Here is a 24589-nt window from a genome sequence, read left to right on the forward strand (position 1 = left end):
CGCCCGGCGGAGAGACTGGGGCCATGAGTGTCGAAGATCCGTACCTGTGGCTGGAAGACGTGACCGGCGACGAGGCATTGGACTGGGTCCGCACGCGCAACGCCGAGACGCTGGACGTGCTCACGTCCGGCGAACGCTTCGCCGCGCTGCGGGACGAGGTCCGCGAAGTGCTCGACGCCGGCGGGCGCATCCCCTACGTGACCCGCCGCGGGCCCAACCTCTACAACTTCTGGCAGGACGCCGAGCACCCGCGCGGGCTGTGGCGGCGCACCACCCTCGAGGAGTACCGCAAGCCCGAACCCGACTGGGAGCTGCTGCTCGACGTCGACGCGCTGGCCGAGGCCGAGGACGAGAACTGGGTGTGGAAGGGCGCCGCGGTGCTGCGGCCCGGCCACCGGCTCGGGCTCGTGCAGCTCTCGCGCGGCGGCGCCGACGCGACGGTGGTGCGCGAGTTCGACCTGGACGCGCACGAGTTCGTCGAAGGCGGCTACTTCCTGGCCGAGGCGAAGAACCGTGTCGGCTGGATCGACGAGGACCGCGTGTACGTGGGCACCGACTTCGGCCCGGACACGCTCACCACGTCCGGCTACCCGCGGCTGACGAAGGAATGGCGCCGCGGCACGCCGGTCGAATCGGCGGAGCTGGTGTTCGAGGGCAAGCCCGACGACGTCGCGGTGGTCGCGTTCCACGACCCGACTCCAGCGTTCGAGCGCGACTTCGTGCACCGCTCGATCGACTTCTACCGCACCGAGGTGTTCCTGCGGACGCCGTCCGGGCTGGAGAAGCTCGACCTGCCCGACGACGTGGAGCTGTCGGTGGAGCGCGAGTGGCTGTACGTGCAGCCGCGCACGCCGTGGACCGTCGGCGGCACCGAGCACCCCGCCGGCGCGCTGCTCGTGATCGGGTTCGACGCGTTCCTGGCGGGCGAGCGGGACTTCACCGCGCTGTTCACGCCGGACGCGCACACCTCGCTCGAGTACTACACGTTCACCCGCAACCACGTGCTGCTCGCGAAGCTGCGTGACGTGAAGACGGAGCTGGTCGCGCTCACGCCCGGCCCCGACGGTTGGACGGAGGCGCCGCTGGGCGGGGCGCCGGAGTTCGGCAGCGCGGACATCGTGGGCACCGACCCGGACGAGAGCGACGAGTACCTCGTGGACTCGTCGAGCTACCTGCAGCCGTCGACCCTGAGCCGGGGTGAGGTCGGCGGCGAGGTCGAGGTGCTCAAGCAGGCGCCGGGGTTCTTCGACGCGGCCGGGATCGAGGTCGCGCAGTACTTCGCGACGTCGGAGGACGGCACGAAGATCCCGTACTTCGTGGTGCGCCCGCCCGGCGCGCAGGACGGCCCGACGCTGCTCAACGGCTACGGCGGTTTCGAGGTTTCGCTGACGCCCGCGTACAGCGGCGTGATCGGCCGCGGCTGGGTCGCGCGCGGCGGCACGTACGTGGTCGCGAACATCCGCGGCGGCGGCGAGTACGGGCCGGAGTGGCACGCGCAGGCCGTGAAGGAAAACCGGCACAAGGTGTACGAGGACTTCTCCGCAGTCGCGCGCGACCTCGTCACCCGCGGCATCACCACGGCCGCACGGCTCGGCATCCTCGGCGGCAGCAACGGTGGGCTGCTGATGGGCGTGATGCTCACCCGGTACCCGGAGCTGTTCGGCGCCGTGGTGAGCCAGGTGCCGCTGCTCGACATGAAGCGCTACCACCTGCTGCTGGCGGGCGCGTCGTGGATGGCCGAGTGGGGCGACCCGGACGTGCCCGAGGAGTGGGAGTACATCGCGAAGTACTCGCCGTACCACAACGTCCACAAGGGACGGACGTACCCGCCGACCCTGTTCGCCACGTCCACAAGGGACGACCGCGTGCACCCGGGCCACGCCCGCAAGATGATGGCGCGGATGCAGGAGCAGGGCCACGACGTGCGCTACTACGAGAACATCGAAGGCGGCCACGGCGGCGCGGCGGACAACGCGCAGCTGGCGTTCAAGTGGGCGCTGGTGTTCGAGTTCCTCTGGTCGCGGCTGTCCTGACGTGGTGGGGGCGCCGTGACCGGCGCCCCCATTCACCTCCCCGCCTTGCGCCAGATCGCGACGGCGCCGATCACCAGCACCACCACCGCGCCGAGGCCGGTCAGGCCCTTGACCAGCAGGTCCAGCAGCAGATGGTGCAGCAGCTCGTCGCCGTTCACCGGTCGTCGAACCGGTTGAGCGCTTCCCTCACCACGCGGCTCCCACGCCGGGCCCCTCGCTCATCCAGCACGCGCGCGGCGAACCGCGCCGCCGCCGTCACGTGGTGGCCCTTGCCCCTGCGCCGCAGCGTGACCACCACCGCGAACAACACCAGGGCGAGCACCACCAGCCCGGCCGCGATCAGGCCGAACCGGATCAGCAGCACGTTGAGCACCGTCTCCATCGTCTCCCACCTCGTTTCTATCACATCTGTGACATAAACATTGGTATCACAGGTGTGATAGAAAGGTCCAGTGCCCAAGGTCATCGACGGAGAACAACGCCGCGCGGACATCGCGGACGCCGTGCTGCGCCTGGCCGCGCGCGACGGCTTGCCGGCCGTGTCGCTGCGCTCGGTGGCCGCGGAGTCCGGCCTGAACATCGGCTCCGTCCGCCACTACTTCGACGGCCAGCGCGACCTCATGCGCTTCGCCATGCGCTCGACGATCGACCGCGTCACCGCCCGCCTGGAGCGCCGCCGCGTCTCGTTGCGGCCCCTTTCGGAGCTGACACCCGACGAGGCGGCCTCACAACTGACCGACTTCCTGGCCGAACTGCTCCCCCTCGACGCCCCCCGCCGTGCCGAAGCCACGGTGCTGGTGGAGTTCCTGGTCGCGGCCCGCGTGGACACCGACCTGACCGCCTTGGCCCACGAGGCTCTGCGAGGCACGCTGGCTTTGGCCCGCCGCATCATCGAGGCCATGCGCTTGCCGGCTTCCGCGGCCGACCTGGAAGCCGAGCGCTTGGCCGCTCTGCTGGACGGCCTCACGTTCCGCTCGGCCCTCCAACCGGACGCGACCACGCCCCAGGTCTGCCGCGACGTCCTGCGAGCGCACCTCGCTTCGCTGGGGGTCAGAGCAGACCCCGCGGCCGCGCCCGACGCGTGAACGGCCTCGTCGCGACCAGACACGTCCGTCCACCGTCGACTTCCACGACCACCTGCTCGAACCGCCCCAGCACCCCCGCCGCGAACGCGAGCCGCGTGACACCGAGCGCCCTCAACGCCCGCCCATGATCCACGACGACGGCTGCCAACGCACCCAGCAATAGGATCCGCCACCCTCCGGCGACGAGTTTTCCCTTTGCCCCGGGGAAAGCCCCTCTGAGCTGATCACAGTGGAACGGCACATGCCGCTCCTCATCCGCCAAAATCCTCGCCGCGACTTCCCTCGTGAGCGGATCGCCGGTGCCATCCCTCAGCGCCCGGTAGTAGCTCAGCGCCACGACTTCGGCGATCAACAGCACCATCAACTCCAGCCTGAGCCCGAGCGCCCGCCTGAGCCAGACGAACACGGTGTCCGACCAGTGGTTGTGGATCGTCGCACTCCCCGCGGCCTTGAGCAGTTCCGCCAGCAGCCGCGCGTGGTTCTGCTCCTCGGCCACGAACAACTCGACGGCGGGCCGAAACCGCGGGTCCGCCTTGGCGATCAGGTTGGCCCCGTCCCCCGACTCCCCCACCTGGAACCGCTGCACGCTCCGCACCACCACGGGGTCCAGCCGCGCCCCACGCCCCCACTCCGGCTCCGGCCGCACTCGCCGCCGCTGTGCTTCTTCCCTGAACTCCCTGAGCCACTCCACGCGCCCGATGCTGTCGCACCGATGTGACCCCCAGCGGGAGGACGTGTGGAGATCCTGTGCGGAAATCCGGTCGCCGGCAAAGCAAAGCGGGGAGCCGGAAACCCGGCTCCCCGCTTCACCACTTCACGACAATCAGCTACAACCCGACGTAGCTCCACACCCTTCACAGGCATAACACGACCCCGCAGGCCGCATCTTCGTGCCGCACGTCATGCACAACGGCGCGTCCGCGGCTTTGCCGAGGTGGAGTTCCATCAGTTCGGCCGTGGAGTGCGCGTCCGGGGCCGCCGGGGTGGGCGGGGCGGCCGGGGTGGTCGCGGAGGCCGGGGAGGAGTCGACGCTGGTGCGCAGGGCTTCGAGGTCCATGCCGCCGTAGTTGGATTCCACTTCGGCCGAGCGTTCGTCGGCGGTGAAGATGCCGAGTTGCGAGCGCTTCTCGTACGGCAGGTAGTCGAGGGCCAGGCGGCGGAAGAGGTAGTCCATCACGCTGGTGGCGATGCGGATGTCCGGGTCGTCCGTCATGCCGGCCGGTTCGAAGCGCAGGTTGGAGAACTTCGAGACGTAGAACTCCAGCGGGATGCCGTGCTGCAGGCCCACGGAGATCGACATCGAGAAGGCGTCCATCACGCCCGCCAGCGTCGAACCCTGCTTGCCGAGCTTGACGAAGATCTCGCCGAGGCCGTCGTCCGGGTAGGAGCCCGCGTGGAGGTAGCCCTCGGCGCCGCCGACGGTGAACGACACCGTCTGGCTCGGGCGCTTCTTCGGCAGGCGGCGGCGCACCGGGCGGTACTCCACGACCTTCTCCGGCTCCGGCTCGGCTTCCTTCTTCTTCGCCGTGGACAGCGGCTGGCCGACCTTGCAGTTGTCGCGGTAGATCGCCAGCGCCTTGAGGCCCAGCTTCCAGCCCTGGAAGTAGATCTCCTCGACCTCTTCGACGGTCGCCGTCTCCGGCATGTTCACCGTCTTCGAGATCGCGCCCGACAGGAACGGCTGCACCGCGGCCATCATCCGCACGTGGCCCATCGGCGCGATGGAGCGCTCGCCCACCGCGCAGTCGAAGACCTCGTAGTGCTCGGGACGCAGGCCCGGCGCGTCGACGACGTGGCCGTGCTGCGCCACGTACTCGACGATCGCCTCCACCTGCTCGTCCTGGTAGCCCAGCACCCGCAGCGCGCGCGGCACGGTCTGGTTCACGATCTGCATCGACCCGCCGCCGACGAGCTTCTTGAACTTCACCAGCGAGAAGTCCGGCTCGATGCCCGTGGTGTCGCAGTCCATCATGAAGCCGATGGTGCCGGTGGGCGCGAGCACCGAGGCCTGCGCGTTGCGCCAGCCGTGGCGCGTGCCGAGCTCGACGCCGCGCTGCCACTCCTCGGTGGCCAGCGCGCGGACGGCCGCGTCGTTGGAGTGGTAGGTGCGGACCAGCTCGTTGGCCGCGGCGTGCTTGCGCATCACGCGCTGGTGCGCCTCGGCGTTGCGCGCATAACCCTCGTACGCGCCGACGACCTTGGCCATCTCCGCCGAGCGGCGGTACGACACACCGGTCATGAGCGACGTGATCGCGCCGGCGAGCGCGCGGCCGCCTTCGGAGTCGTACGCGTGGCCCAGCGCCATCAGCAGCGCGCCGAGGTTGGCGTACCCGATGCCCAGCTGGCGGAACTTGCGCGTGGTGTCGGCGATCGGCTCGGTCGGGAAGTCGGCGAAGCAGATGGAGATGTCCATCGCCGTGATCACGAACTCCACGGCCTTCGCGAACAGCGGCGCGTCGAACGTGCCGTCGTCGGCCACGAACTTCAGCAGGTTCAGCGACGCGAGGTTGCAGCTGGAGTTGTCGAGGTGCATGTACTCGCTGCACGGGTTCGACGCGCTGATGCGGCCGGACTCCGGGCAGGTGTGCCAGTCGTTGATCGTGCCGTCGTACTGCACGCCCGGGTCGGCGCACTCCCACGCGGCCTGCGCCATGGTGCGGAACAGCTTCTTCGCGTCGGTGCGCTCGATGACCTCGCCGGTGAGGCGGGCGCGCAGCCCGAACTCCGTGCCGTTCTCCACGGCCTGCATGAACTCGTCGGACACGCGCACGGAGTTGTTGGCGTTCTGGTACTGCACCGACGCGATGTCCGCGCCGGAGAGGTCCATGTCGAACCCGGCGTCGCGGAGGACCTTGATCTTCTCCTCTTCGCGCGCCTTGGTCTGGATGAACTCCTCGATGTCGGGGTGGTCGACGTCGAGCACGACCATCTTCGCCGCGCGCCGCGTGGCGCCGCCGGACTTGATGGTGCCCGCGGACGCGTCGGCGCCGCGCATGAACGAAACCGGGCCGGACGCGGTGCCGCCGGAGGTGAGCAGCTCCTTCGAGGAGCGGATGCGGGAGAGGTTGAGGCCCGCGCCGGAGCCGCCCTTGAAGATCAGGCCCTCCTCGCGGTACCAGTTCAGGATCGACTCCATCGTGTCGTCGACCGACAGGATGAAGCACGCCGAGACCTGCTGCTTCGAGGACGTGCCGACGTTGAACCAGACGGGCGAGTTGAAGCTGAAGACCTGGTGCAGCAGCATCCAGGTGAGCTCGTGCTCGAAGATCTCCAGGTCGCCTGCACCGGCGAAGTAGCCGTAGTCCGCGGCGGCCTTCACGTACGTCTTCACCACGCGGTCGATGAGCTGCTTGAGGCTGCTCTCGCGCTGCGGGGAGCCGACGGCGCCGCGGAAGTACTTGCTGGTGACGATGTTGGTAGCGTTCACCGACCAGAACTCGGGGAACTCGACGCCCCGCTGCTCGAAGTTGACGCTGCCGTCGCGCCAGTTGGTCATCACGACATCGCGCTTCTCCCACACGACGTCGTCGTACGGGTGCACGCCTTCGGTCGTGAAGACCCGCTTGACGGCCAGACCACCACTGGCCTTCTTCTTGCTCCGGCCGGCGGCCGCCGCGCCGGTTCCCACGGTTTCGGTCATCGGGTCTCGTCCCTCGCTCCCGCGCGGCGCAGGCGACACTCAGTCGTCTCCGGCGCGCTCGCTTCCTTCTTCCGCGGCAGTACCCGCCATGGCTTCCCGCAGGTCAGCGATCTCCTTCTCGAAGTCCTCGACCGAGGAGAACGAGCGGTAGACGCTGGCGAACCGGAGGTAGGCGACCCCGTCGAGCTCCCGCAAGGGACCGAGGATGGCCAGACCGACCTCGTGGCTCGGGATCTCCGCCAGACCGGCGGAGCGGATCGACTCCTCCACGCGCTGCGCGAGCTTCTGCAGCGCGTCGTCGTCGACCGGCCGGCCCTGACAGGCCCGCCGCACGCCGTTGACGACCTTGTCCCGGCTGAACTGCTCGGTGACGCCGGACCGCTTGACGACGGCGAGCACCATCGTCTCCGACGTGGTGAAGCGCCGGCCGCACTGCGCGCACGAGCGCCGCCGCCGGATCGCCTGTCCTTCATCCACCTCTCGGGAGTCGACGACCCGAGAGTCCGCATGCCGGCAGAACGGGCACCTCATCCGCCGATCACCTTCCCCTCCGCGCCGGCCGAGTCCATCCACGCCGGCCCCTGCCGCCACGCTACGGCCTGGACCACGATCACCCCGCACGGACCCGCGCCTGGTGATCGACTTGTGGACAACCGGTGGGTGAACACCGCCCAGCTGTGGACAACTGGTCTCCAGTCTACCCCTACCTGTGGACCAACTACAGCGGTGTAACTACCAGATGTAGGGGTTGACCATAGATTGCCCGGACGGCCCACGCAAGCGACACAAGCGGGTGAACAAGGCACCGATCCGTGGCGCGATCGAGCGCATCCCGACGGTCACGAACCGAACCCGGCCACCTCCGACGCGACCGGCACGGTGAGCGGCAATCCCGGCACGAGGACGGCGTCGTCGAGGTGGTTGAGCTGTTTGATGCGCTCGACCACAGCGCCCTGGTCCGAGTCGGGTGCGAACCGGGCGGCGATCGCGGTGAGCGTGTCGCCCTGCTGCACGGACACCGACGCCGTGCGCTCGGGCACCGCGCCACCCGGCGTGCCGGACCCGAAAACACCCAGAACGGTGACCACCAGACAGGCGGCGACGGCGATCGCGGCGAGCCACGGCCACCGGACGGCGGGCCGACGCGCCTGGGCGCACGTGGCCGGCGCTATGCGAGGCCCAACGACCACCCGGGCGCGCGTCGGCGGCCGCAGCGGCTCGCCACGGCGCTCGCGCGTGCCGCGAACGGGTGCGGCGGGACCCGAGGGAACCCGAGCCGGGGCGGCGGCCTGCCGGGCGGGCCGGAGCGGGCGGACGATCCCGCGGTCTGCCAGAATCGACATGGCGAACCTCCTTCTGACCTGCTGATCGGTTCGATCCGAGCCCGGTCCGGTGCTCTCACCGGCGACAATGCGGTTCAGGTCGAACAGGCGTTCTATCGAACGTCCGTGCGAAGGTCTACCACCCCGCACCGACAAAATCGAGAGGACACGGCGTGTCGATCGAACAGATGTTTGAAATCGTCACGCTCGGTGGGCTAACGTCGGTGACCAGGACATCTGCCGGGCAGATGTCGCCGGCGAGGGCACCCGCGTCCGCGGGAGCCGGCCGGCGCACGCGGGAACGCGCGGGATGCCGGCGAGGCGACCGCGAACGGCTGGGAGGCGACACACAGTGGCGAAGGAGAGCAAGGCGGGCACCACGCCCGGTGGCTCGGGGAAGGTGACGGCCCTGCCCGAGGTCTACGACGTGGACGAGACGCTGACCGTGCGGCAACAGCAGGTGCTGGACGTGATTCGCACCTGGGTGGCCCGGTTCGGCTACCCGCCGAGCGTCCGCGAGATCGGCGAGGCCGTGGGGCTCACGTCGACCTCGTCGGTGTCCCACCAGCTGAAGGCGTTGCAGCGCAAGGGTTACCTGCGCCGCGACGCGAACCGGCCGCGGGCCGTGGGCGTCCTCTCGACGACGGACGACAACCCGATGGGCATCGACATCGACCAGCAGCCGTCCATGCCGAAGGCGGCGTACGTGCCGCTGGTCGGCCGGATCGCGGCCGGAGGCCCGGTGCTGGCCGAGCAGGCGATCGAGGACGTCTTCCCGCTGCCGCGCGAGATCGTCGGCGAGGGTGAGCTCTTCCTGCTCAGCGTCACCGGCGACTCGATGATCGACGCCGCGATCACCGACGGCGACTGGGTCGTGGTCCGCCAGCAGCCCGCCGCGGAGAACGGCGACATCGTGGCCGCCATGATCGACGGCGAAGCCACGGTGAAGACGTTCAAGCGCAAGGACGGCCACGTCTGGCTGATGCCGCACAACGAGGCGTACGAGCCGATCCCCGGCGACGACGCCACCATCCTCGGCAAGGTCGTCGCAGTCCTGCGGCGCCTCTAGACCCGGGAGCCCACCCACGCGGCCGCGGGCCGGCGACGAGGATGCCCGGCCTCGATCGTCCCCGCGCCGCGGGCGGGAGCTTCCCGGTGTCCGGTGTGGACGGTGCCGTGCGGTCCGCTGCGTGGTCCGTGTGCTGCGTGGTCCGTGTGCTGCGTGGTCCGTGTGCTGAGTGGTCTTGCGTTGTGGTCTTCCCGCTGTGCGCGCCGCGCCCCGGTTGCCTCCCCGGAGCGGACCTCAACGGTCAGAACTCAGCGATCAGGACTCGGCGGTCAGAAATCGGCGGTCAGAAATCGGCGGTCAGAACTCAGCGGCGCGGGCGGCGACGCAGCCGGCTGAGCAGGAACCAGCCGATCAGCACCACGACCACCGCGATGCCGACCACCGGCAGCAGCGGCAAGCCGGACGAGTCGTCCGAGCCGCCGGTCGCGCCGGAAGCGGCGGGCTTGGCCGCTTCACGCTGCGGCGCGGCGGCACCCGCCACCAGAGCCGTCGCGTTTTTCACCGCTCGGATGGGCTGGCCGACACCCTCACCGCCCGACAGCAGCGTGCCGTCGGGTTCGAAGGCGAGCGCTTCGCCCTGCTTCTCGTTCGGCAGCGGGATCCGCACGGGGTTGCGTTTGAGCGCCTCGAGCACGTCGCCGTCCGGGGCCGGGTACAGGTACGCGTCGGTGTAGGTGCGCAGGGCCACGACGCTGCCGTCGGCACTGGTGGCACCACCCGTGACCAGCACGGATCCGAACGCGCCCACCGGCCCGCCCACCGTGTCGGTGTCGTGGATGGTCAGCGAACCGACCTTCTCCAGCTTCGTCGGCCCCGGCGTGGCCAAAGGACCGGTCGGCCGGTAGACAGCCGCGTCACCAAGCACTTCCTTGGTGATCAGGTACGGCGTGCCCGACCGGTCGAGCAGCAGGGCCTCGGTGTCGTGCGGCCCGTCGGGATAGGTCAGGCGGTGCAGCGTCACGCTGCCGCCCGAAGGTTTCATCTCCATGAGCGCCACGGTCGTGCGCTTGTGGCTGTTGTCGCCGGTGTCCGAGAGCCACAGGGTGCCGTCGGCCGCGCGCGCGAGGTCCTCGACGTCGTACGGGTCGGTGCTCGCGGAGAGCACCTTCTGCACCTTGCACGAGTGGTCGAGGACGAAGACCTGCACTTTCGTGCCGCCGTCGTTGATCGCGTACCAGTGCTCGCCGTCGGAGACGAGGCCGGAGAGCTCCCCCAGCCGCGAGTCGGTGACCTTGCACAGCGATTCGGGCGCCGGTGGCGGCGCCGCGGCAGCAGCGGGCACAGCGCCCAGCACCAGCAAAACCGCCGTCACCGCGAGGACGACCCGCACCAGCTCACCTCCGTAGTGTGCGGCCGGGTCCGGCCGCACACTACGGAAGACGTTCAGAGCGCCGAGGAGTTGGTTTCGTACCGGCGCAAAGCCGCCGCTAGGTCCGGGTGGACCCGCACGAGGAGCCTCGTACCGTCGGCGACGTGCTCCTCCTCGAGCACCTCGCCGTCCGAGTGGGCGCGGGCCACGAGCTCGCCCCGCGAGTACGGGACCAGCGCCTCGACCACGACCTGCGGCCGCGGCAGCCGGTCGGCGAGCACCTCGGCCAGCTCCGGAATACCGGCGCCGGTCCGGGCGGACACCAGCACGGAACCCGCCAGCTGGTGGCGCAGTCGCGCCAGCGTGACCTGGTCGGCCGCGTCGGCCTTGTTGATCACGAGCAGCTCGGGCGGCAGCGGCTCCTTGCGGGTGCGGGTGATCTCGCCGAGCACCTCGCGCACGGCGTTCACCTGCTCCTCGGGCGCCGGGTCGGCCCCGTCGACGACGTGCAGCAGCAGGTCGGCGTCGGCCGCCTCCTCCAGCGTCGAGCGGAACGCGTCCACCAGCTGGTGCGGCAGGTGCCGCACGAACCCGACGGTGTCGGTGAGGGTGAACGTGCGCCCGTCGGCCGTCTGGGCCCGGCGCGTGGTCGGGTCCAGGGTGGCGAACAGTGCGTCCTCCACCAGCACGCCCGCGCCGGTCAGCGCGTTGAGCAGGCTCGACTTGCCGGCGTTGGTGTAGCCGACGATGGCCACGCTGGGCACCTCGTTGGCCACGCGCCGGCCGCGCTTGGTCTCGCGGATCGTGTCCATCGCCGCGATCTCGCGGCGCAGCTTCGCGACGCGCTTGTTGATCCGCCGGCGGTCGGTCTCGAGCTTCGTCTCACCGGGACCGCGTAGGCCCACACCGCCGTTGGCGCCACCGGCGCGACCACCGGCCTGCCTGGACAGCGACGCACCCCAACCGCGAAGCCGCGGGATGAGGTACTGCAGCTGGGCCAGCTCGACCTGGGCCTTGCCCTCCTTGGATCGGGCGTGCTGCGCGAAGATGTCGAGGATCAGGGCGGTCCGGTCGATCACCTTGACCTTGACCTTCTCCTCGAGCTGGCGCAGCTGGCCGGGCGAGAGCTCGCCGTCGCAGATCACCGTGTCGGCGCCGGTCGCCACGACCACGTCGCGCAGCTCCCGCACCTTGCCGGAGCCGACGTAGGTCGCCGGGTCGGGCTTGGCGCGCCGCTGGACGAGGCCCTCGAGCACCTCGGAACCGGCGGTCTCGGCCAGCCTCGCCAGCTCGGCGAGGGAGGCTTCCGACTGCTCGGCGGTGCCTTCGGTCCACACGCCGACCAGCACGACGCGCTCCAGCCGCAGCTGGCGGTATTCGACCTCGGTGACGTCTGTGAGTTCGGTCGACAGGCCTGCGACGCGGCGGAGCGAGGCGCGGTCCTCGAGCTCCATCTCACCGGTCGACGGGTCGTCGTCGTACAGGTCTTCGTGTGTCAGTTCTGTCATCGTGCCTCCATGCTCCCACGATTCGGCGCGGGAGCCGAGTGATTACCTGCTGGGATAGATCGATACGTAGATGGCGGTGCGTTCGGCGCCGGCCTGGGCGGGCCGTTCGCGGAACTCCTCGAGCAGCTGCGTGAGCCGATCCTTGAACTCGGCGACCTCGGCCGGCGCGACCTGGAAGACGAGCCGACTGGAGTCGACCTCGGCGGCGTCGGCCTCCCCCATCTCGGCGAGGTAGGCCTCGAGCATGGCCTGGCCGACGGACGCGACCGCCGTGCCGTTGTCGAGCTGCCAGGACAGGCCGGTCGACAGGTACGGGATCTCCTTGGCACCACGAGCGCCGCGGCGCTCTTCCAGCGGAGTGAGAAAACCCGTCTCGACCAGGCGCCGCACGTGGTGCAGCGTGGTGGCCGGGTCGCGGCCGAGCCGCTCGGCCAGCTCTTTGTTGGTCATCGCCTCGAAGGAGGTCAACCGGATGATGCGCAGGCGTATTCCGGACGCGAGCGCGGCGGCCTCGGCCTCCGTCGAAGGGCGTCGTGGGGTCGGCACCCGCACAGCCTAGGCACGGTTAAGTGATTGACACTTTCCAATCACTCGCCAACACTCTATCGGGTGAACCGGGACTCCCTCCTCTTCCACGCCGACTTCCGCCGGCTGTTCGCCGGCGACACGGCGAGCCAGCTCGGCACTTTTGTCGGCGTCACGGCGATCCCGCTGCTGGCGGCGGTGACGCTCGCGGCGACCCCGTTCGAGATGGGTCTGCTGACCACGGCCGAGACGCTGGGCTTCCTGCTGATCGGCCTGCCGGCGGGTGTGTGGGTGGACCGGTTGCGCAAGCGGCCGGTGATGCTCGCGGCCGACCTGGCCCGCGCGGCGCTGATCCTGAGCATCCCGCTGACGTGGTGGGCGGGCGGGCTGACGATGGTCCAGCTGATCGTGGTCGTGCTGTTCGTGGGCATCGGCACGGTGTTCTTCGACGTGTCCTACCAGGCCTACCTGCCCGCGCTCGTGGGCCGCGACCGGTTGCTGGAGGGCAACGCGAAGCTGCAGGGTGTGCAGTCCTCGGCCCAGATCGCGGGGCCGAGCGCCGCGGGTGTGCTGGTGCAGTTCGTCGGCGCGGCGAGCACGGTGCTGGTCACCGGTCTCGGCTACCTCGCCTCCGCGTTGTGCCTCTGGCGGATCCGCACGGTCGAGCAGTTGCCCGAGAAGACCGGGCACGAACGCCTGGTGCCGCAAATGCTCGAAGGCCTGAAGTTCGTGTTCACCGACAAGCCGCTACGCGCCATCGTCGCCTGCACCGCCACCGCGAACCTGTTCGGCGCCGCCGCGCAGGCCGTGCAGGTGCTGTTCCTGACGCGCACGGCCGGGCTCCCGCCCGCGGCGGTCGGCGGGCTGCTGGCCGTCGGCGGCATCGGCGGGATCCTCGGCGCGCTGTTCGCCGGCGCGATCATCCGGCGCGTCGGGCAGGCGCGCTCGATCTGGCTCCTGCCGATGCTCGTGTGGCCGGGCAACCTCCTCGTGCCGCTCGCGGGGCCCGGCTGGCGCGTGCCGCTCGCCGGTTTCGGCCTGGCGCTGGCCGGGTTCGGCGTGATCCTCTACAACGTCGCGCAGGTCTCCTACCGCCAGGCGATCACCCCCGACCGGCTGCTGGGCCGGATGAACGCGAGCGTGCGGTTCGTCGTGTGGGGCACGATGCCGCTCGGCGGGCTGCTGGGCGGCGCGCTCGGCGAGGGGCTCGGGCTCACCGGCGCGCTGTGGACCGCCGTGATCGGCCAGCTCGCCGCGGCGCTGTGGGTGGTCTGCTCGCCGCTGCGGCACATGCGTGACCTGCCGGTGGGCGAGAAAGCGGTGGCGGCGCCCGCCTAGAGTCTCGTTCATGAACGCTACCCCGCACCCCAGCCCTCGTGTCCCGGACAAGGTCGGTGTCGACGGCCTGGAGGACAAGTGGGTAGCGGTATGGGAGCGGGACGGCGTCCACACCTTCGACCGCACGAAGCCGCGCGAAGAGATCTACTCGATCGACACGCCGCCACTCACGGCGAGCGGTTCGCTGCACATCGGGCACGTGTTCTCCTACACGCACACCGACGTCCTCGCGCGCTACCAGCGCATGCGCGGGCGTGAGGTGTTCTACCCCGTCGGCTGGGACGACAACGGCCTGCCCACCGAGCGCCGCGTGCAGAACCACTACGGCGTGCGCTGCGAGCCGGCCCTGCCCTACGACCCGTCGTTCACGCCGCCGGCCAAGCCCGGCAAGGACGTGATCCCGGTGTCGCGCCGCAACTTCGTCGAGCTGTGCCGCACGCTGTCCGAACAGGACGAGAAGGTCTTCGAGGACGTCTGGCGCCGCGTCGGGCTGTCGGTGGACTGGACGCTGGCGTACCAGACCATCGACCCGGCCACCACGGAGATCTCCCAGCGCGCCTTCCTGCGCAACCTCGCGCGCGGCGAGGCCTACCAGGCCGAGGCGCCGACGTTGTGGGACACCACGTTCCGCACCGCCGTCGCGCAGGCCGAGCTGGAGGACCGCGAGCGGCCCGGCGCGTACCACGACCTCGTGTTCCGCACGGGCGAAGACGCCGAGGTGCTGATCTCCACCACGCGGCCGGAGCTGCTGCCCGCGTGCGTCGCGCTCGTGGCCCACCCGGACGACGAGCGGTACCGCGACCTCGTCGGGAAAACGGTGCGCACGCCCGTGTTCGGCGTCGAGGTGCCGGTGCACGCGCACCACCTCGCCGATCCCGAGAAGGGCACCGGCATCGCGATGGTCTGCACCTTCGGCGACACCACCGACGTCACGTGGTGGCGCGCGCTGCGGCTGGAAACCCGACCCGTGCTCGGCCGCGACGGGCGGTTCCTGCCCGAGCCGCCGCGCGGGGTGCCCGCCGAGGCGTACGCCCCGCTGGCCGGCAAGACCGTCCACACGGGACGCCAGCTCCTCGTCGAGGCGCTGCGGGCCGACGGGTCGCTGCGCGGTGAGCCGCGGGCGATCACGCACGCGGTGAAGTTCTACGAGAAGGGCGACCGGCCGCTCGAGATCGTCACGAGCCGCCAGTGGTACCTCACCAACGGCGGGCGCGACGAAGAGCTGCGCGCGAAGCTGCTCGAACGCGGCGGCGAGCTCAACTGGGTGCCGCCGCACATGGAGGTCCGCTTCCGCGCCTGGACCGAGGGCCTCACGTCCGACTGGCTCGTGAGCCGCCAGCGGTTCTTCGGCGTGCCGATTCCGGTCTGGTACCCGCTCGACGAGCACGGCGAGCCCGACCACGAAGCCGTGCTGGTGGCTTCGGACTCGGCCCTGCCCGTGGACCCGAGCACCGACGTGCCGCCGGGCTACACCGAGGACCAGCGCGGGAAGCCGGGCGGGTTCGCGGGCGAGGTGGACGTGATGGACACGTGGGCCACGTCGTCGCTCACGCCGCAGATCGCCGGGCGCTGGAGCCTCGACGACGACCTGTTCCGCCGCGTGTTCCCGTACTCGCTGCGGCCGCAGGCGCACGAGATCATCCGCACCTGGTTGTTCTCCACGACGGTGCGGGCCGAGCTGGAAGAGCACGTGCTGCCGTGGCGCGACGCCGTGATCTCCGGCTGGGTGCTCGACCCGGACCGCAAGAAGATGTCGAAGTCCGCGGGCAACGTCGTCACGCCCGCGGCGCTGCTGGACCAGTTCGGGCCCGACGCCGTGCGCTACTGGGCGGCGAGCGCACGCCCCGGCGTCGACACGGCCGAGGACCAGGGCCAGATGAAGGTCGGGCGGCGCCTGGCGACGAAGCTGCTCAACGTGAGCCGGTTCGTGCTCGGGCTCGGCCTGCCCACGCCGGGCGCTTCCGTGACGGAACCGCTGGACCGGTCGGTGCTCGCCGCGCTCGCGCGCGTGGTCACCGAGGCGACGGCGGCGTTCGAAGGCCTGGACCAGGCGCGGGCGCTGCAGATCACGGAGACGTTCTTCTGGACCTTCTGCGACGACTACGTCGAGCTGGTCAAGGCCCGCGCGTACGGCGATCGCGGCGAGGCGGCCGCGGACTCGGCCCGCGCGGCGCTGACGACCGCGCTTTCGGTGCTGGTGCGACTGTTCGCGCCGGTGCTGCCTTACACGGCCGAGGAGGTCTGGTCGTGGTGGCAGGCGGGTTCGGTGCACCGCGCGCCGTGGCCGGAGGCGCCGGGGGTCGACGGTGACGTCGCCCTGCTGCCGCTGGCCGGCTCGGTGATCGCGGCCGTGCGGCGGGCCAAGACGGACGCGAAGGTGTCGATGCGCTCGGCCGTCGAAACCCTGACGGTGAGCGCGTCCGACGAACTGCTCAGCGAGTTCGCCGCGGTGTCGGACGATGTGCGCGCGGCCGGGGTGATCTCCGCCGTGACCACTCGTCCGGGTGACGGCGAGCTGGCTGTCGAGGTGACGGTGGTCTGACGCGTTGCTGCCGGGGCGTGGCTCACGCCCCGGCGGCGGCCCACCAGGCTTCGTCGAGCTCGCCGCGCGCGACGATCTCCGCCGGACCGGTGAGCGTGGCGGCGCCACGTTCGACGGTCACGACCACGCGGCCGCCGAGGATGTCCACAGTGGACTCCCCCGTGTCGGTGCCGGCGAGGTGCAGCGCGGCGGCGACGGCGGCCACCGTGCCGGTGCCGCACGAGCGCGTCTCCCCCACGCCGCGCTCGTGGACGCGCATGCGCAGCGCGCCCTCGCCGAGCAGGTTCACGAACTCGAGGTTCACGCCGGTCGGGAACACGTCGTGGTCGAAGTCGGGCTGGTCGCGCAGGTCGAGGTCGGCGACGTCGTCGTCGAGCACGGACACCAGGTGCGGGTTGCCGACGTCCACGGCCACGCCGGAGAACGGGCTCCCTGCCACCACCGTGACGGAGGTGCCGGTGATCGTCGCCGGGCCCATGCCCACCGTCACGGAGCGGTCGGGGTGGACCACCACCGGCCGGTCGCCCGCGCGGGTGCCGATGGTGAAGCGGCCGTCGCCCGCCAGGCCGGCGTCGACGAGGTAGCGGGCGAACACGCGCACGCCGTTGCCGCACATCTCGGCGATCGAGCCGTCGGCGTTGCGGTAGTCCATGAACCACTCGCCCTCGGACGCCTCGCCCAGCGCGTTGGCACGCACCACGCGCAGCACACCGTCGGCGCCCAGGCCGCGCCGGCGGTCGCACAGTGCCGCCACGCGCTCCGCCGTGAGGTCGAGGCGGCCGGACGCGTCGGGCAGCAGCACGAAGTCGTTCTGCGTGCCGTGGCCCTTGAGAAACTCGATGCCGCCCATGGGGACAAGATTACTGGGCCAGGGCGTCGTGCACGCGCGCGGCCAGGTCGGGGGAAGCGCCGTCGAACCACTGGATGCGCTTGTCGCGGCGGAACCAGGAGCGTTGCCGCCGGACGAAGCGGCGGGTGGCCTGTGCGGTCGCCGCGGCGGCCGCCGCGAAGTCGCCTTCGCCGTCGAACTCGGCGAGCACCTGCTGGTAGCCCAGCGCCCGGGACGCCGTCTTGCCGTCGCGCAGACCGCGGGCTTCGAGCTCCTGCACCTCGTCGACGAGCCCGGCCTCGAACATGCGCGCCACGCGCAGGTCGACGCGCTCGTCGAGCTCGGCGGCTTCGCGGTCGATGCCGATCAGCACCGTGCCATAGCGGGCGGGGCCGGGCTTGGGCAGGTTCGCGGAGAAGGGCTCTCCGGTGAGCTCCATGACCTCCAGCGCGCGCACGATCCGGCGGGTGTTCGTGGGCAGGATGACGGCGGCCGCCACGGGGTCTTTTTCGGCCAGCCGCGCGTAGAGGGTCGCCGTGCCGCGTTCGGTGGCCTCGGCTTCGAGCCCGGCTCGGATGGCGGGGTCGGTGCCGGGGAACTTCAGGTCGTCGAGCACGGCCTGCACGTAGAGGCCCGAGCCGCCGGTCAGGACGGGCACGCGGCCGGCGGCGAGGAGGTCTTCGATCACACGGCGGGCGTCGCGCTGGTAGGCGGCGACAGACGCGGTCTCGGTGACGTCGAGGACGTCGAGCAGGTGGTGGGGCACGCCGCGCCGCTCGGCTTCGGTGGCCTTGGCCGTGCCGAGGTCCATGCCGCGGTAGAGCTGGAGCGCGTCGGCGTTCACGACCTCACCGCCGAGGGCGAGGGCGAGCTCCACGGCCAGCGCCGTCTTCCCGGTGGCCGTGGGACCGACGACGGCCACCGGACGAGGCGGCTGAGCAGGGCTGATCACGCTGGCCGAGGGTACCTGGACGGGGTGGACCGCCGACACGGAGCGTCAAGGAGAAGTAGGATCACTGGCTTCAGGTGGCTCATCCAGTACCACAGCAGGCGCTGAGCTGCTTGAATGCCGCTGGGGCCCCATGCCCCCGGAAGCACCACCGCGTAACCCGGCCCCGCAGCACGCGGGGCGCCCGCACCAGCGGGCGTACAGGCGATAAGGAGCCTGCGATGGCCCAGGAGAACACGTCCAGCGGCACCCCGGCACCGCACCCGGTGCCCCACGCGCCCGGCAGCGCCCAGACCGCACCTCCGGTGCCGGCCGCCGAGCCCAGCCCGTCCACCTGGGGCCGGGTCGACGCCGAGGGCACCGTCTTCGTTTTCACCGCCGACGGCGAGCGCGCGGTCGGGGTCTGGCAGGCGGGCACGCCCGACGAGGGGCTGCTGCACTACGCCCGCCGCTTCGATGACGTGCGCACCGAGGTCGAGCTGCTGGAAACGCGGCTGAGTTCGGGCGTCGGCGACCCGAAGCACGCGCTGTCGAACGCCACGCAGATCCGCGACGGGCTGGCCGAGTCGGCGGTGGTCGGTGACCTCGCCGCGCTGGCCGCGCGCGTCGAGTACGTGATAGCCGCCGCCGAGAAGGCGCTGGGCAAGGTCAAGCAGGAGCGCGAGGAGGCCCGCGCGGCCGCCGTTTCGCGCAAGCAGGAGCTGGCCGAGGAGGCGGAGAAGATCGCCGCCGACTCGACCCAGTGGAAGGTCGCGGGCGACCGGCTGCGCACGATCCTGGACGAGTGGAAGACCGTCAAGGGCGTCGACCGCAAGACCGACGACGAGCTGTGGAAGCGGTTCTCCAAGGCCCGCGAGGCGTTCAACCGCCGCCGCGGCTCGCACTTCGCGGAGCTGGACAAGCAGCGCGCGAGCGCCAAGCACCGCAAGGAAGAGCTCATCACCGAGGCCGAGTCGCTCGCCGAGTCCGACGACTGGGGCGCCACCGCCGGCCGCTACAAGGAGCTCATGGCCGAGTGGCGCGCGGCCGGCCGCGCACCCAAGGACAGCGACGAGGCACTGTGGCAGCGCTTCCGCGCGGCCCAGGACGCCTTCTTCGCCCGCCGCTCGGCGGTGTTCACCGAGCGCGACACCGAGTTCGCCGGCAACGCCGCCCGCAAGGAAGAGCTGCTGGTCGAGGCGGAGAAGATCGACGTCGCCGCCAACCTCGACGCCGCCAAGTCCGCGCTGCGCCGCATCCAGGAACAGTGGGACGAGATCGGCAAGGTCCCGCGCGAACGCATCCGCGAGCTCGACGGCCGGCTCAAGACGGTCCAGGACTCCGTCAAGTCCGCCGAGGACAGCCGCTGGCGCCGCACCGACCCGGAGGCCCAGGCCCGCGCCGCCCAGTTCCGCGAGCGCGTCGAACAGTTCGAGTCGCAGGCCGCCAAGGCCCGCGCCGCAGGCGACGAGCGCCGCGCCCGCAAGGCCGACGAGCAGGCCGCCCAGTGGCGCGAGTGGATGGAAGCGGCGGAGGCCGCTGTGGCGGACCGCTGATCGCTGGTTCTTCGACGAGGGCCGCTCCCGGATTTCCACCGGGGGCGGCCCTTTTCGATCGTTCGGGTGGGTTGTGGTCGCGATGGGTGAACCTCAAGCCCGCGAGAAAGCCGTCCTCATCCACATCGTCGCCAGGACGATCGTGGCGATCCACGCGACGATCATCCCGATCCCCGGCCCGCCGCCGACGGCGCCGTTCGCGTGGGCCGACTGCTGGGACCACACCGACAGCAGCCCGTCCACCGAGGCGAACCAGCCGCCGGCCGCGCAGCACCAGGCGACCCACCAGCGGCGCGTGGCCACGCCCACCGCGCCGGCGAGGACGCCGATGCCCGTGGACGTCGCGGCGAACAGCTGCGGGATGCCGCCGCCGGCGCCTTGGAGGACCTGGTAGCCCGCGTGGTCGCCGACCCACGGCAGGAACTGCGCCACGAGCAGCACGACGATGAACACGGCGATGTAGAAGCCGCGGCGGCCCAGCTCGACCGTGCGGGACGCGCGCGCTCCCGCCTGGTCGATCTGGTCGGTCAGCTCCTCGTCGACCTCGGCCGGCGTTCCTGGCTCGCTCACAGCACACACCCACTCACCGGGGCCGGCTCGACGGCCGGGGCTCCGAAGCCCGGCAGTCCCAGCGTGACCCCGCTCGTCTTGGGCCGAAGACCGGCTTCGGCGTTGTCGCCCGCCGTGGTGCGGCGGTGCGTCAGGAGATCGCCGTCGGCGACCAGGTGGTGCGGGGCGCCGTAGGTGATCACCGTCTCGACGACGTCGCCCGGGCGCACCGCACGGTCCACAACGGACCCGGCGGGCGTGAAGTGCACGAGCCGCCCGTCGCGGGCGCGGCCGCTCATGCGGTGCGTCTCGGCGTCCTTGCGGCCCTCGCCCGCGGCCACGAGCAGCTCGACCTTGGTCCCGACCAGCTTCTTGTTCTCCGCCCAGGAGATCTCGTTCTGCAGCTGCACGAGCCGGTCGTAGCGTTCCTGCACGACCTCCTTCGGCAGCTGGTCGGCCATCGTCGCGGCCGGCGTGCCGGGGCGCTTCGAGTACTGGAACGTGAACGCGCTGGAGAACCGCGCCTCGCTCACCACGTCGAGCGTCGCCTGGAAGTCTTCTTCGGTCTCGCCGGGGAAGCCGACGATGATGTCCGTGGTGATGGCCGCGTCGGGCATCGCCGCGCGCACCTCGTCGAGGATTTTCAGGTAGCGCCCGGAGCGGTACGAACGCCGCATCTCGCGCAGCACCCGGTCCGAACCCGATTGCAGCGGCATGTGCAGCTGGTGGCAGACGTTGGCGGTCTCGGCCATCGCGTCGATCACGTCGGAGGTGAACGCCGCCGGATGCGGCGAGGTGAACCGCACGCGCTCCAGGCCGCTGATCCCGCCGGTCGCGCGCAGCAGCTTGCCGAACGCCAGCCGGTCGCCGAACTCGACGCCGTAGGAGTTCACGTTCTGCCCCAGCAGCGTCACCTCCAGCACACCCTCGGCCACGAGCGCCTCGACCTCGGCGAGGATCTCGCCCGGGCGGCGGTCGCGTTCCTTGCCCCGCAATGACGGCACGATGCAGAACGTGCAGGTGTTGTTGCACCCCACCGAAACCGACACCCAGCTCGCGTACGACGACTCGCGACGCGCGGGCAGCGTGGAGGGGAACGTCTCGAGCGACTCGAGGATCTCCACCTCGGCCTCGGCGTTGTGCCGGGCGCGCTCCAGCAGCGTCGGCAGCGAGCCGATGTTGTGCGTGCCGAACACGACGTCGACCCACGGGGCGCGCTTGACGATGTCCCCGCGGTCTTTCTGCGCCAGGCACCCGCCGACCGCGATCTGCATGTCGGGGTTGGCGATCTTGTCCGGGCGCAGGTGGCCCAGGGTGCCGTACAGCTTGTTGTCCGCGTTCTCGCGCACCGCGCAGGTGTTGAACACGACCAGGTCCGGCTTCGCCTCCGCGCTCGCGGGGACGTACCCGGCCTCCTCGAGCTGACCGGCGAGCCGTTCCGAGTCGTGCACGTTCATCTGGCAGCCGAAGGTGCGGATCTGGAAGGTCTTGCGATTCTCGGTCATCAGGTAGCCAGGGTAACCCCCGCCGACCTCGGTGAAGACGCCGCCCACCTGGTTGAACACGGTCCCGGCCGGATCTCGCTCCGCTCGTCCCGCGCGCGGTTTTTGTCGGTGTGCGCTGCATGATCCCTCCGTGACCGCATGGAGAGAGCGCCTCACGGCCATCGCCCGTGAGCACCTGCCCGCCGACGCCGTCGACGCGTGGCTGGGGCTGCTGCGCCCCGGTGTGCACCTCATCGCGGAACTGGACGGGGCCGCCGTGGGGCAGTTGGGTGGCGACCCGGTCGCCGTGATGGCGCTCGGCGGCGGCCGCCGCAACCCCGCGCTGGCCGAGGAAGGCGCGAGCTGGGTGCTGCTCGCCCAGTTCGACAGCGACGACGACGTCGACATGATGTGGGCGACGTCGGCACGATCTACTGGGTGATCCGGTCCGACGACCTCGCGGCGGGGAGGTTCGACGCGGCCCGGTTCACGATGCAGTGCACCTGAGCCGCGAACGCGCGGGGCGCTCGTCTGGCACGATCGCCCCATGCGTGCGAGGCGGAGGCTCACGGCGGTGCTCGTCGCGGTTCTCGTGGCAGGGCTCACGGCCGCGTGCGGCCCGAGCTTCGAGGGCCTGCACCTGCGGATCGCGACCGGCGCGGTCGGCGGCGTGTACAACGACCTCGCCCGGCCGCTCGCCGACGCGTGGGCCAAGGACCTGGGCATCGCCCGGCCGGAGGTCCTGGCGACGCAGGGCTCGCGCGACAACCTCAACCGCGTGCTGGCCGGGGGCGCCGACGTGGCTTTTGTCGCGGCCGACCTCGCCGCCGAGGCCGCCACGCAGCACCCGGGCCAGCTGACCGCGCTGGCGCGCATTCACGACGACTACCTGCACATCGTCGTGCGCGCCGACTCGCCTTACACGTCGGTGTCGATGCTCAAGGGCCGCCACATCGCGGTCGGCTCGCCCGAGTCCGGGGTCGAGTACATCGCCAACCGCGTGCTGGCCGTCGCCGGGCTGACCGATTCCGTGAGCGTGCAGCAGCTGGGCCTCGAAGACTCCCTCAAGGCCCTCGAAAACCACCAGCTCGACGCCTTGTTCTGGTCGGGCGGCCTGCCGACACCGCTGATCACGCAGTACACGCAGAAGGTCGGCCTGCGCCTGCTCGACATGGCCAGCCTGCAGGAGGGCATGCAGGCCTACAGCCCCGTCTACAGCACCGCCACCATCCCCGGCAGCACCTACAACCAGGCCGGCCCCGTGACCACGCTCGTGGTCCCCAACTTCCTCGTCGTCCCCGCGAAAATGGCCGACGACGTCGCCGAAGCCCTCACCCGCGGCCTCTACGACGCCCGCCCCGCCCTCGCGCAGGCCAACAGCGCGGCCCTGTCGATCGACGTCCACCCGGGCATCGAGACGGAGCCGCTCCCCCTGCACCCGGGCGCGCTCACCTACTACCGAAGCCTCAAGGTCTAAGGCGCGACCCGCAGGTCCAGCTCGATCCGCAGCCCGCCGCCGTCCGGCAGGGACAAGCGCATGTCGCCGCCGGAGTGGCGGACGATCTCGCGCACGATCGCGAGACCCAATCCCGAGCCGGGCACGTTCTGGTGCGCGCTGCTGCGCCAGAAGCGGTCCACGGCGCGTTCCAGCTCGTCCTCGCGCAGGCCCGGCCCGTGGTCGCGCACCGCCAAGGTCACCCCGTCCCCACCGTGTACGGCCGAAACGTGCACCGAAGTGCCCTGGCCGGTGAACTTGAGCGCGTTGTCGATCAGCGCGTCCAGGATCACCTCGAGCCCCCGCGGCGGCAGCAGCACCCGGGCGCCGTTGACGTCGGCCTCGGTTTCCAGCGCGACGTCACGCGCCGCACCCACCACACTCCAGTCGGCGACGCGGTCGGCGACCACGGCACCGAGGTCCTCCGCCACGAGCTCACCGCCCGCCGCCTCGGCGCGGGCCATCGACAGCAGCTCGTCGAGGATCTGGTTGAGCCGGCCGGCGTCCACGCGGGCGGCGTCGAGGTCGGCGGCCGCCGTTTCGTCGTCCACGTGGCCTTCGAGGTTGCCCAGCCGCAGCTTCAACGCCGTCAGCGGGTTGCGCAGCTGGTGGGAGGCATCGGCGACGAACGCCCGTTGCGCGGCCAGCGCCTCCGACACGCTCGCCGCCATCCGGTCGAACGAACGGCCGAGTTTCCGCAGCTCAGGCGGCCCGCCGCTCTCCCCCACCGGTTCCGCCTCGCGCCCGCTCACCACGGCCGCGACCAGCGCGCCCGTCGCTTCGTCGAGCCGGCGCACGGGTCGCAGCGTCCAGCGCACCACCGGGATCGCGACCAGCAGCGCGAGCCCGAACGCCACCACCGCGCCCGCCGCGAGCACGAGCCACTGCCACAGCAGCCGCGTGCGCACGTGGTCGGTCGAGGACTCCGTGACGACGACGCCGCGCACCTCGCCGTCGATGAGGATCGGCTCAGCCAGCACCAGCGGGGCCGTCGTCCAGGGCATCAGCAGCGGGCCGGGCTCCGGGTGCCGGCCGGCGAGGGCCTCGTTCACGGGGGCCGCGATGGCCGAGCGGTCGATCCGCGCCGCGTCGGTGCCGCCCAGCGAGCTGAGCACCGCGACGCCGTCCTGGTTCACCACCACGACCTTCACGCCGTAGACCTCGGTGTAACGGCGCAGCTCCGGCTCCAGCAGCGCGGGCCGGTTGTCGATCAGCGGCCGTTGCGCGAGCGAGGCGAACCGCGCGGTGTCGGTGAGGCGGTCGAGGAACAGGTTCTGCTGCAGGCTGCCCGCCATCGTCAGCGCCAGGGGGATGCCGAGCCCGAACACCAGCAGCGCGACGAGCGTGACCACGATCCCCTGGAGGCGGACGCGCACG

23 protein-coding genes are annotated in these 24589 nt (G+C 71.1%); 9 read left to right on the forward strand and 14 right to left on the reverse strand.

Features of this window, described 5'->3' with window-relative positions:
• The first annotated feature begins 23 nt into the window (after nt 1-23).
• Nucleotides 24-2033, forward strand: coding sequence for a prolyl oligopeptidase family serine peptidase (locus AB0H62_RS47245; RefSeq protein ID WP_266118355.1), 2010 nt, complete (start codon nt 24-26; stop codon nt 2031-2033).
• Nucleotides 2034-2065: 32 nt separating this feature from the next.
• On the opposite strand, the gene AB0H62_RS47250 is transcribed toward AB0H62_RS47245, so the two are convergent.
• Nucleotides 2066-2191, reverse strand: a complete 126-nt coding sequence (locus AB0H62_RS47250; protein WP_255637678.1) for a hypothetical protein — start codon at nt 2189-2191, stop codon at nt 2066-2068.
• A complete protein-coding gene (locus tag AB0H62_RS47255; RefSeq protein ID WP_220238115.1) occupies nt 2188-2415 on the reverse strand; it encodes a hypothetical protein in 228 nt (75 codons plus the stop codon). The genes AB0H62_RS47250 and AB0H62_RS47255 overlap by 4 nt, the downstream gene beginning before the upstream one ends.
• A 70-nt stretch (nt 2416-2485) precedes the next feature.
• Here AB0H62_RS47255 and AB0H62_RS47260 point away from each other — a divergent pair, with 70 nt between their 5' ends.
• Nucleotides 2486-3118 (forward strand): TetR family transcriptional regulator C-terminal domain-containing protein, encoded by a 633-nt coding sequence (locus AB0H62_RS47260; protein ID WP_220238114.1) that lies wholly within the window; start codon nt 2486-2488, stop codon nt 3116-3118.
• Here AB0H62_RS47260 and AB0H62_RS47265 read toward each other — a convergent pair.
• The 4 genes from AB0H62_RS47265 to AB0H62_RS47280 form a co-directional block, all read right to left on the reverse strand.
• The gene (locus AB0H62_RS47265) at nt 3084-3818 is read right to left on the reverse strand and encodes a ferritin-like domain-containing protein (RefSeq protein ID WP_360592644.1); all 735 of its coding nucleotides are present in this window, start codon (nt 3816-3818) and stop codon (nt 3084-3086) included. The two genes, AB0H62_RS47260 and AB0H62_RS47265, sit on opposite strands and share 35 nt — an antisense overlap.
• A gap of 123 nt (nt 3819-3941) precedes the next feature.
• Nucleotides 3942-6758, reverse strand: coding sequence for a vitamin B12-dependent ribonucleotide reductase (locus AB0H62_RS47270; protein WP_220238113.1), 2817 nt, complete (start codon nt 6756-6758; stop codon nt 3942-3944).
• Between the two features lie 39 nt (nt 6759-6797).
• Nucleotides 6798-7289 (reverse strand): transcriptional regulator NrdR, encoded by a 492-nt coding sequence (gene nrdR, locus AB0H62_RS47275; RefSeq protein ID WP_220238112.1) that lies wholly within the window; start codon nt 7287-7289, stop codon nt 6798-6800.
• A gap of 308 nt (nt 7290-7597) precedes the next feature.
• Nucleotides 7598-8101: a LysM peptidoglycan-binding domain-containing protein gene (locus AB0H62_RS47280; RefSeq protein ID WP_220238111.1), complete on the reverse strand. Its 504-nt coding sequence runs from the start codon at nt 8099-8101 to the stop codon at nt 7598-7600.
• A 331-nt stretch (nt 8102-8432) separates the two neighbouring features.
• Here AB0H62_RS47280 and lexA point away from each other — a divergent pair, with 331 nt between their 5' ends.
• Complete coding sequence (gene lexA, locus AB0H62_RS47285) at nt 8433-9149, forward strand: transcriptional repressor LexA (RefSeq protein WP_220238110.1); 717 nt, start codon at nt 8433-8435, stop codon at nt 9147-9149.
• 304 nt (nt 9150-9453) lie between these two features.
• Here the strand turns inward: lexA and AB0H62_RS47290 are convergent, their stop codons facing one another.
• Genes AB0H62_RS47290 through AB0H62_RS47300 form a run of 3 tightly spaced genes read right to left on the reverse strand, consistent with a single transcriptional unit; the run spans nt 9454 to nt 12512 of the window.
• Complete coding sequence (locus AB0H62_RS47290) at nt 9454-10479, reverse strand: hypothetical protein (RefSeq protein WP_360592634.1); 1026 nt, start codon at nt 10477-10479, stop codon at nt 9454-9456.
• Between the two features lie 53 nt (nt 10480-10532).
• Nucleotides 10533-11966, reverse strand: coding sequence for a GTPase HflX (gene hflX / locus AB0H62_RS47295; RefSeq protein ID WP_220238108.1), 1434 nt, complete (start codon nt 11964-11966; stop codon nt 10533-10535).
• 42 nt (nt 11967-12008) lie between these two features.
• Nucleotides 12009-12512 carry a winged helix-turn-helix domain-containing protein gene (locus AB0H62_RS47300; RefSeq protein ID WP_360592635.1) on the reverse strand — a complete coding sequence of 168 codons (504 nt, stop codon included), beginning with the start codon at nt 12510-12512 and terminating at the stop codon, nt 12009-12011.
• A 63-nt stretch (nt 12513-12575) separates the two neighbouring features.
• Between AB0H62_RS47300 and AB0H62_RS47305 the strand changes: the two genes are divergently transcribed.
• Both AB0H62_RS47305 and valS read left to right on the forward strand, forming a co-directional pair.
• On the forward strand, nt 12576-13829 hold the full coding sequence (locus AB0H62_RS47305) for an MFS transporter (RefSeq protein WP_220238106.1): 1254 nt from the start codon (nt 12576-12578) through the stop codon (nt 13827-13829).
• A gap of 10 nt (nt 13830-13839) precedes the next feature.
• Nucleotides 13840-16371, forward strand: a complete 2532-nt coding sequence (gene valS, locus AB0H62_RS47310; protein ID WP_360592636.1) for a valine--tRNA ligase — start codon at nt 13840-13842, stop codon at nt 16369-16371.
• 22 nt (nt 16372-16393) lie between these two features.
• Here the strand turns inward: valS and dapF are convergent, their stop codons facing one another.
• Both dapF and miaA read right to left on the reverse strand, forming a co-directional pair.
• Nucleotides 16394-17221, reverse strand: a complete 828-nt coding sequence (gene dapF, locus AB0H62_RS47315) for a diaminopimelate epimerase (protein WP_220238104.1) — start codon at nt 17219-17221, stop codon at nt 16394-16396.
• A gap of 10 nt (nt 17222-17231) precedes the next feature.
• Nucleotides 17232-18152: a tRNA (adenosine(37)-N6)-dimethylallyltransferase MiaA gene (gene miaA / locus AB0H62_RS47320; protein ID WP_360592637.1), complete on the reverse strand. Its 921-nt coding sequence runs from the start codon at nt 18150-18152 to the stop codon at nt 17232-17234.
• A gap of 218 nt (nt 18153-18370) precedes the next feature.
• Here miaA and AB0H62_RS47325 point away from each other — a divergent pair, with 218 nt between their 5' ends.
• Nucleotides 18371-19684, forward strand: a complete 1314-nt coding sequence (locus tag AB0H62_RS47325; RefSeq protein ID WP_220238103.1) for a DUF349 domain-containing protein — start codon at nt 18371-18373, stop codon at nt 19682-19684.
• A 93-nt stretch (nt 19685-19777) separates the two neighbouring features.
• Here the strand turns inward: AB0H62_RS47325 and AB0H62_RS47330 are convergent, their stop codons facing one another.
• Both AB0H62_RS47330 and miaB read right to left on the reverse strand, forming a co-directional pair.
• Nucleotides 19778-20254 (reverse strand): hypothetical protein, encoded by a 477-nt coding sequence (locus AB0H62_RS47330; protein ID WP_220238102.1) that lies wholly within the window; start codon nt 20252-20254, stop codon nt 19778-19780.
• Nucleotides 20251-21738 carry a tRNA (N6-isopentenyl adenosine(37)-C2)-methylthiotransferase MiaB gene (gene miaB / locus AB0H62_RS47335; RefSeq protein ID WP_360592638.1) on the reverse strand — a complete coding sequence of 496 codons (1488 nt, stop codon included), beginning with the start codon at nt 21736-21738 and terminating at the stop codon, nt 20251-20253. The genes AB0H62_RS47330 and miaB overlap by 4 nt, the downstream gene beginning before the upstream one ends.
• A 130-nt stretch (nt 21739-21868) precedes the next feature.
• Here miaB and AB0H62_RS47340 point away from each other — a divergent pair, with 130 nt between their 5' ends.
• The 3 genes from AB0H62_RS47340 to AB0H62_RS47350 are packed head-to-tail and all read left to right on the forward strand — an operon-like array spanning nt 21869 to nt 23194.
• Complete coding sequence (locus AB0H62_RS47340; protein WP_255637675.1) at nt 21869-22159, forward strand: YwqG family protein; 291 nt, start codon at nt 21869-21871, stop codon at nt 22157-22159.
• Nucleotides 22156-22224: a hypothetical protein gene (locus tag AB0H62_RS47345; protein WP_255638802.1), complete on the forward strand. Its 69-nt coding sequence runs from the start codon at nt 22156-22158 to the stop codon at nt 22222-22224. The genes AB0H62_RS47340 and AB0H62_RS47345 overlap by 4 nt, the downstream gene beginning before the upstream one ends.
• Before the next feature lie 40 nt (nt 22225-22264).
• The gene (locus AB0H62_RS47350; protein WP_220238100.1) at nt 22265-23194 is read left to right on the forward strand and encodes a TAXI family TRAP transporter solute-binding subunit; all 930 of its coding nucleotides are present in this window, start codon (nt 22265-22267) and stop codon (nt 23192-23194) included.
• Here AB0H62_RS47350 and AB0H62_RS47355 read toward each other — a convergent pair.
• Nucleotides 23191-24588, reverse strand: coding sequence for a HAMP domain-containing sensor histidine kinase (locus AB0H62_RS47355; protein ID WP_220238099.1), 1398 nt, complete (start codon nt 24586-24588; stop codon nt 23191-23193). The genes AB0H62_RS47350 and AB0H62_RS47355 overlap by 4 nt on opposite strands.
• Nucleotide 24589 lies beyond the last annotated feature (1 nt).

Source organism: Amycolatopsis sp. NPDC050768 (assembly GCF_040654155.1).
Taxonomy (GTDB): domain Bacteria; phylum Actinomycetota; class Actinomycetes; order Mycobacteriales; family Pseudonocardiaceae; genus Amycolatopsis.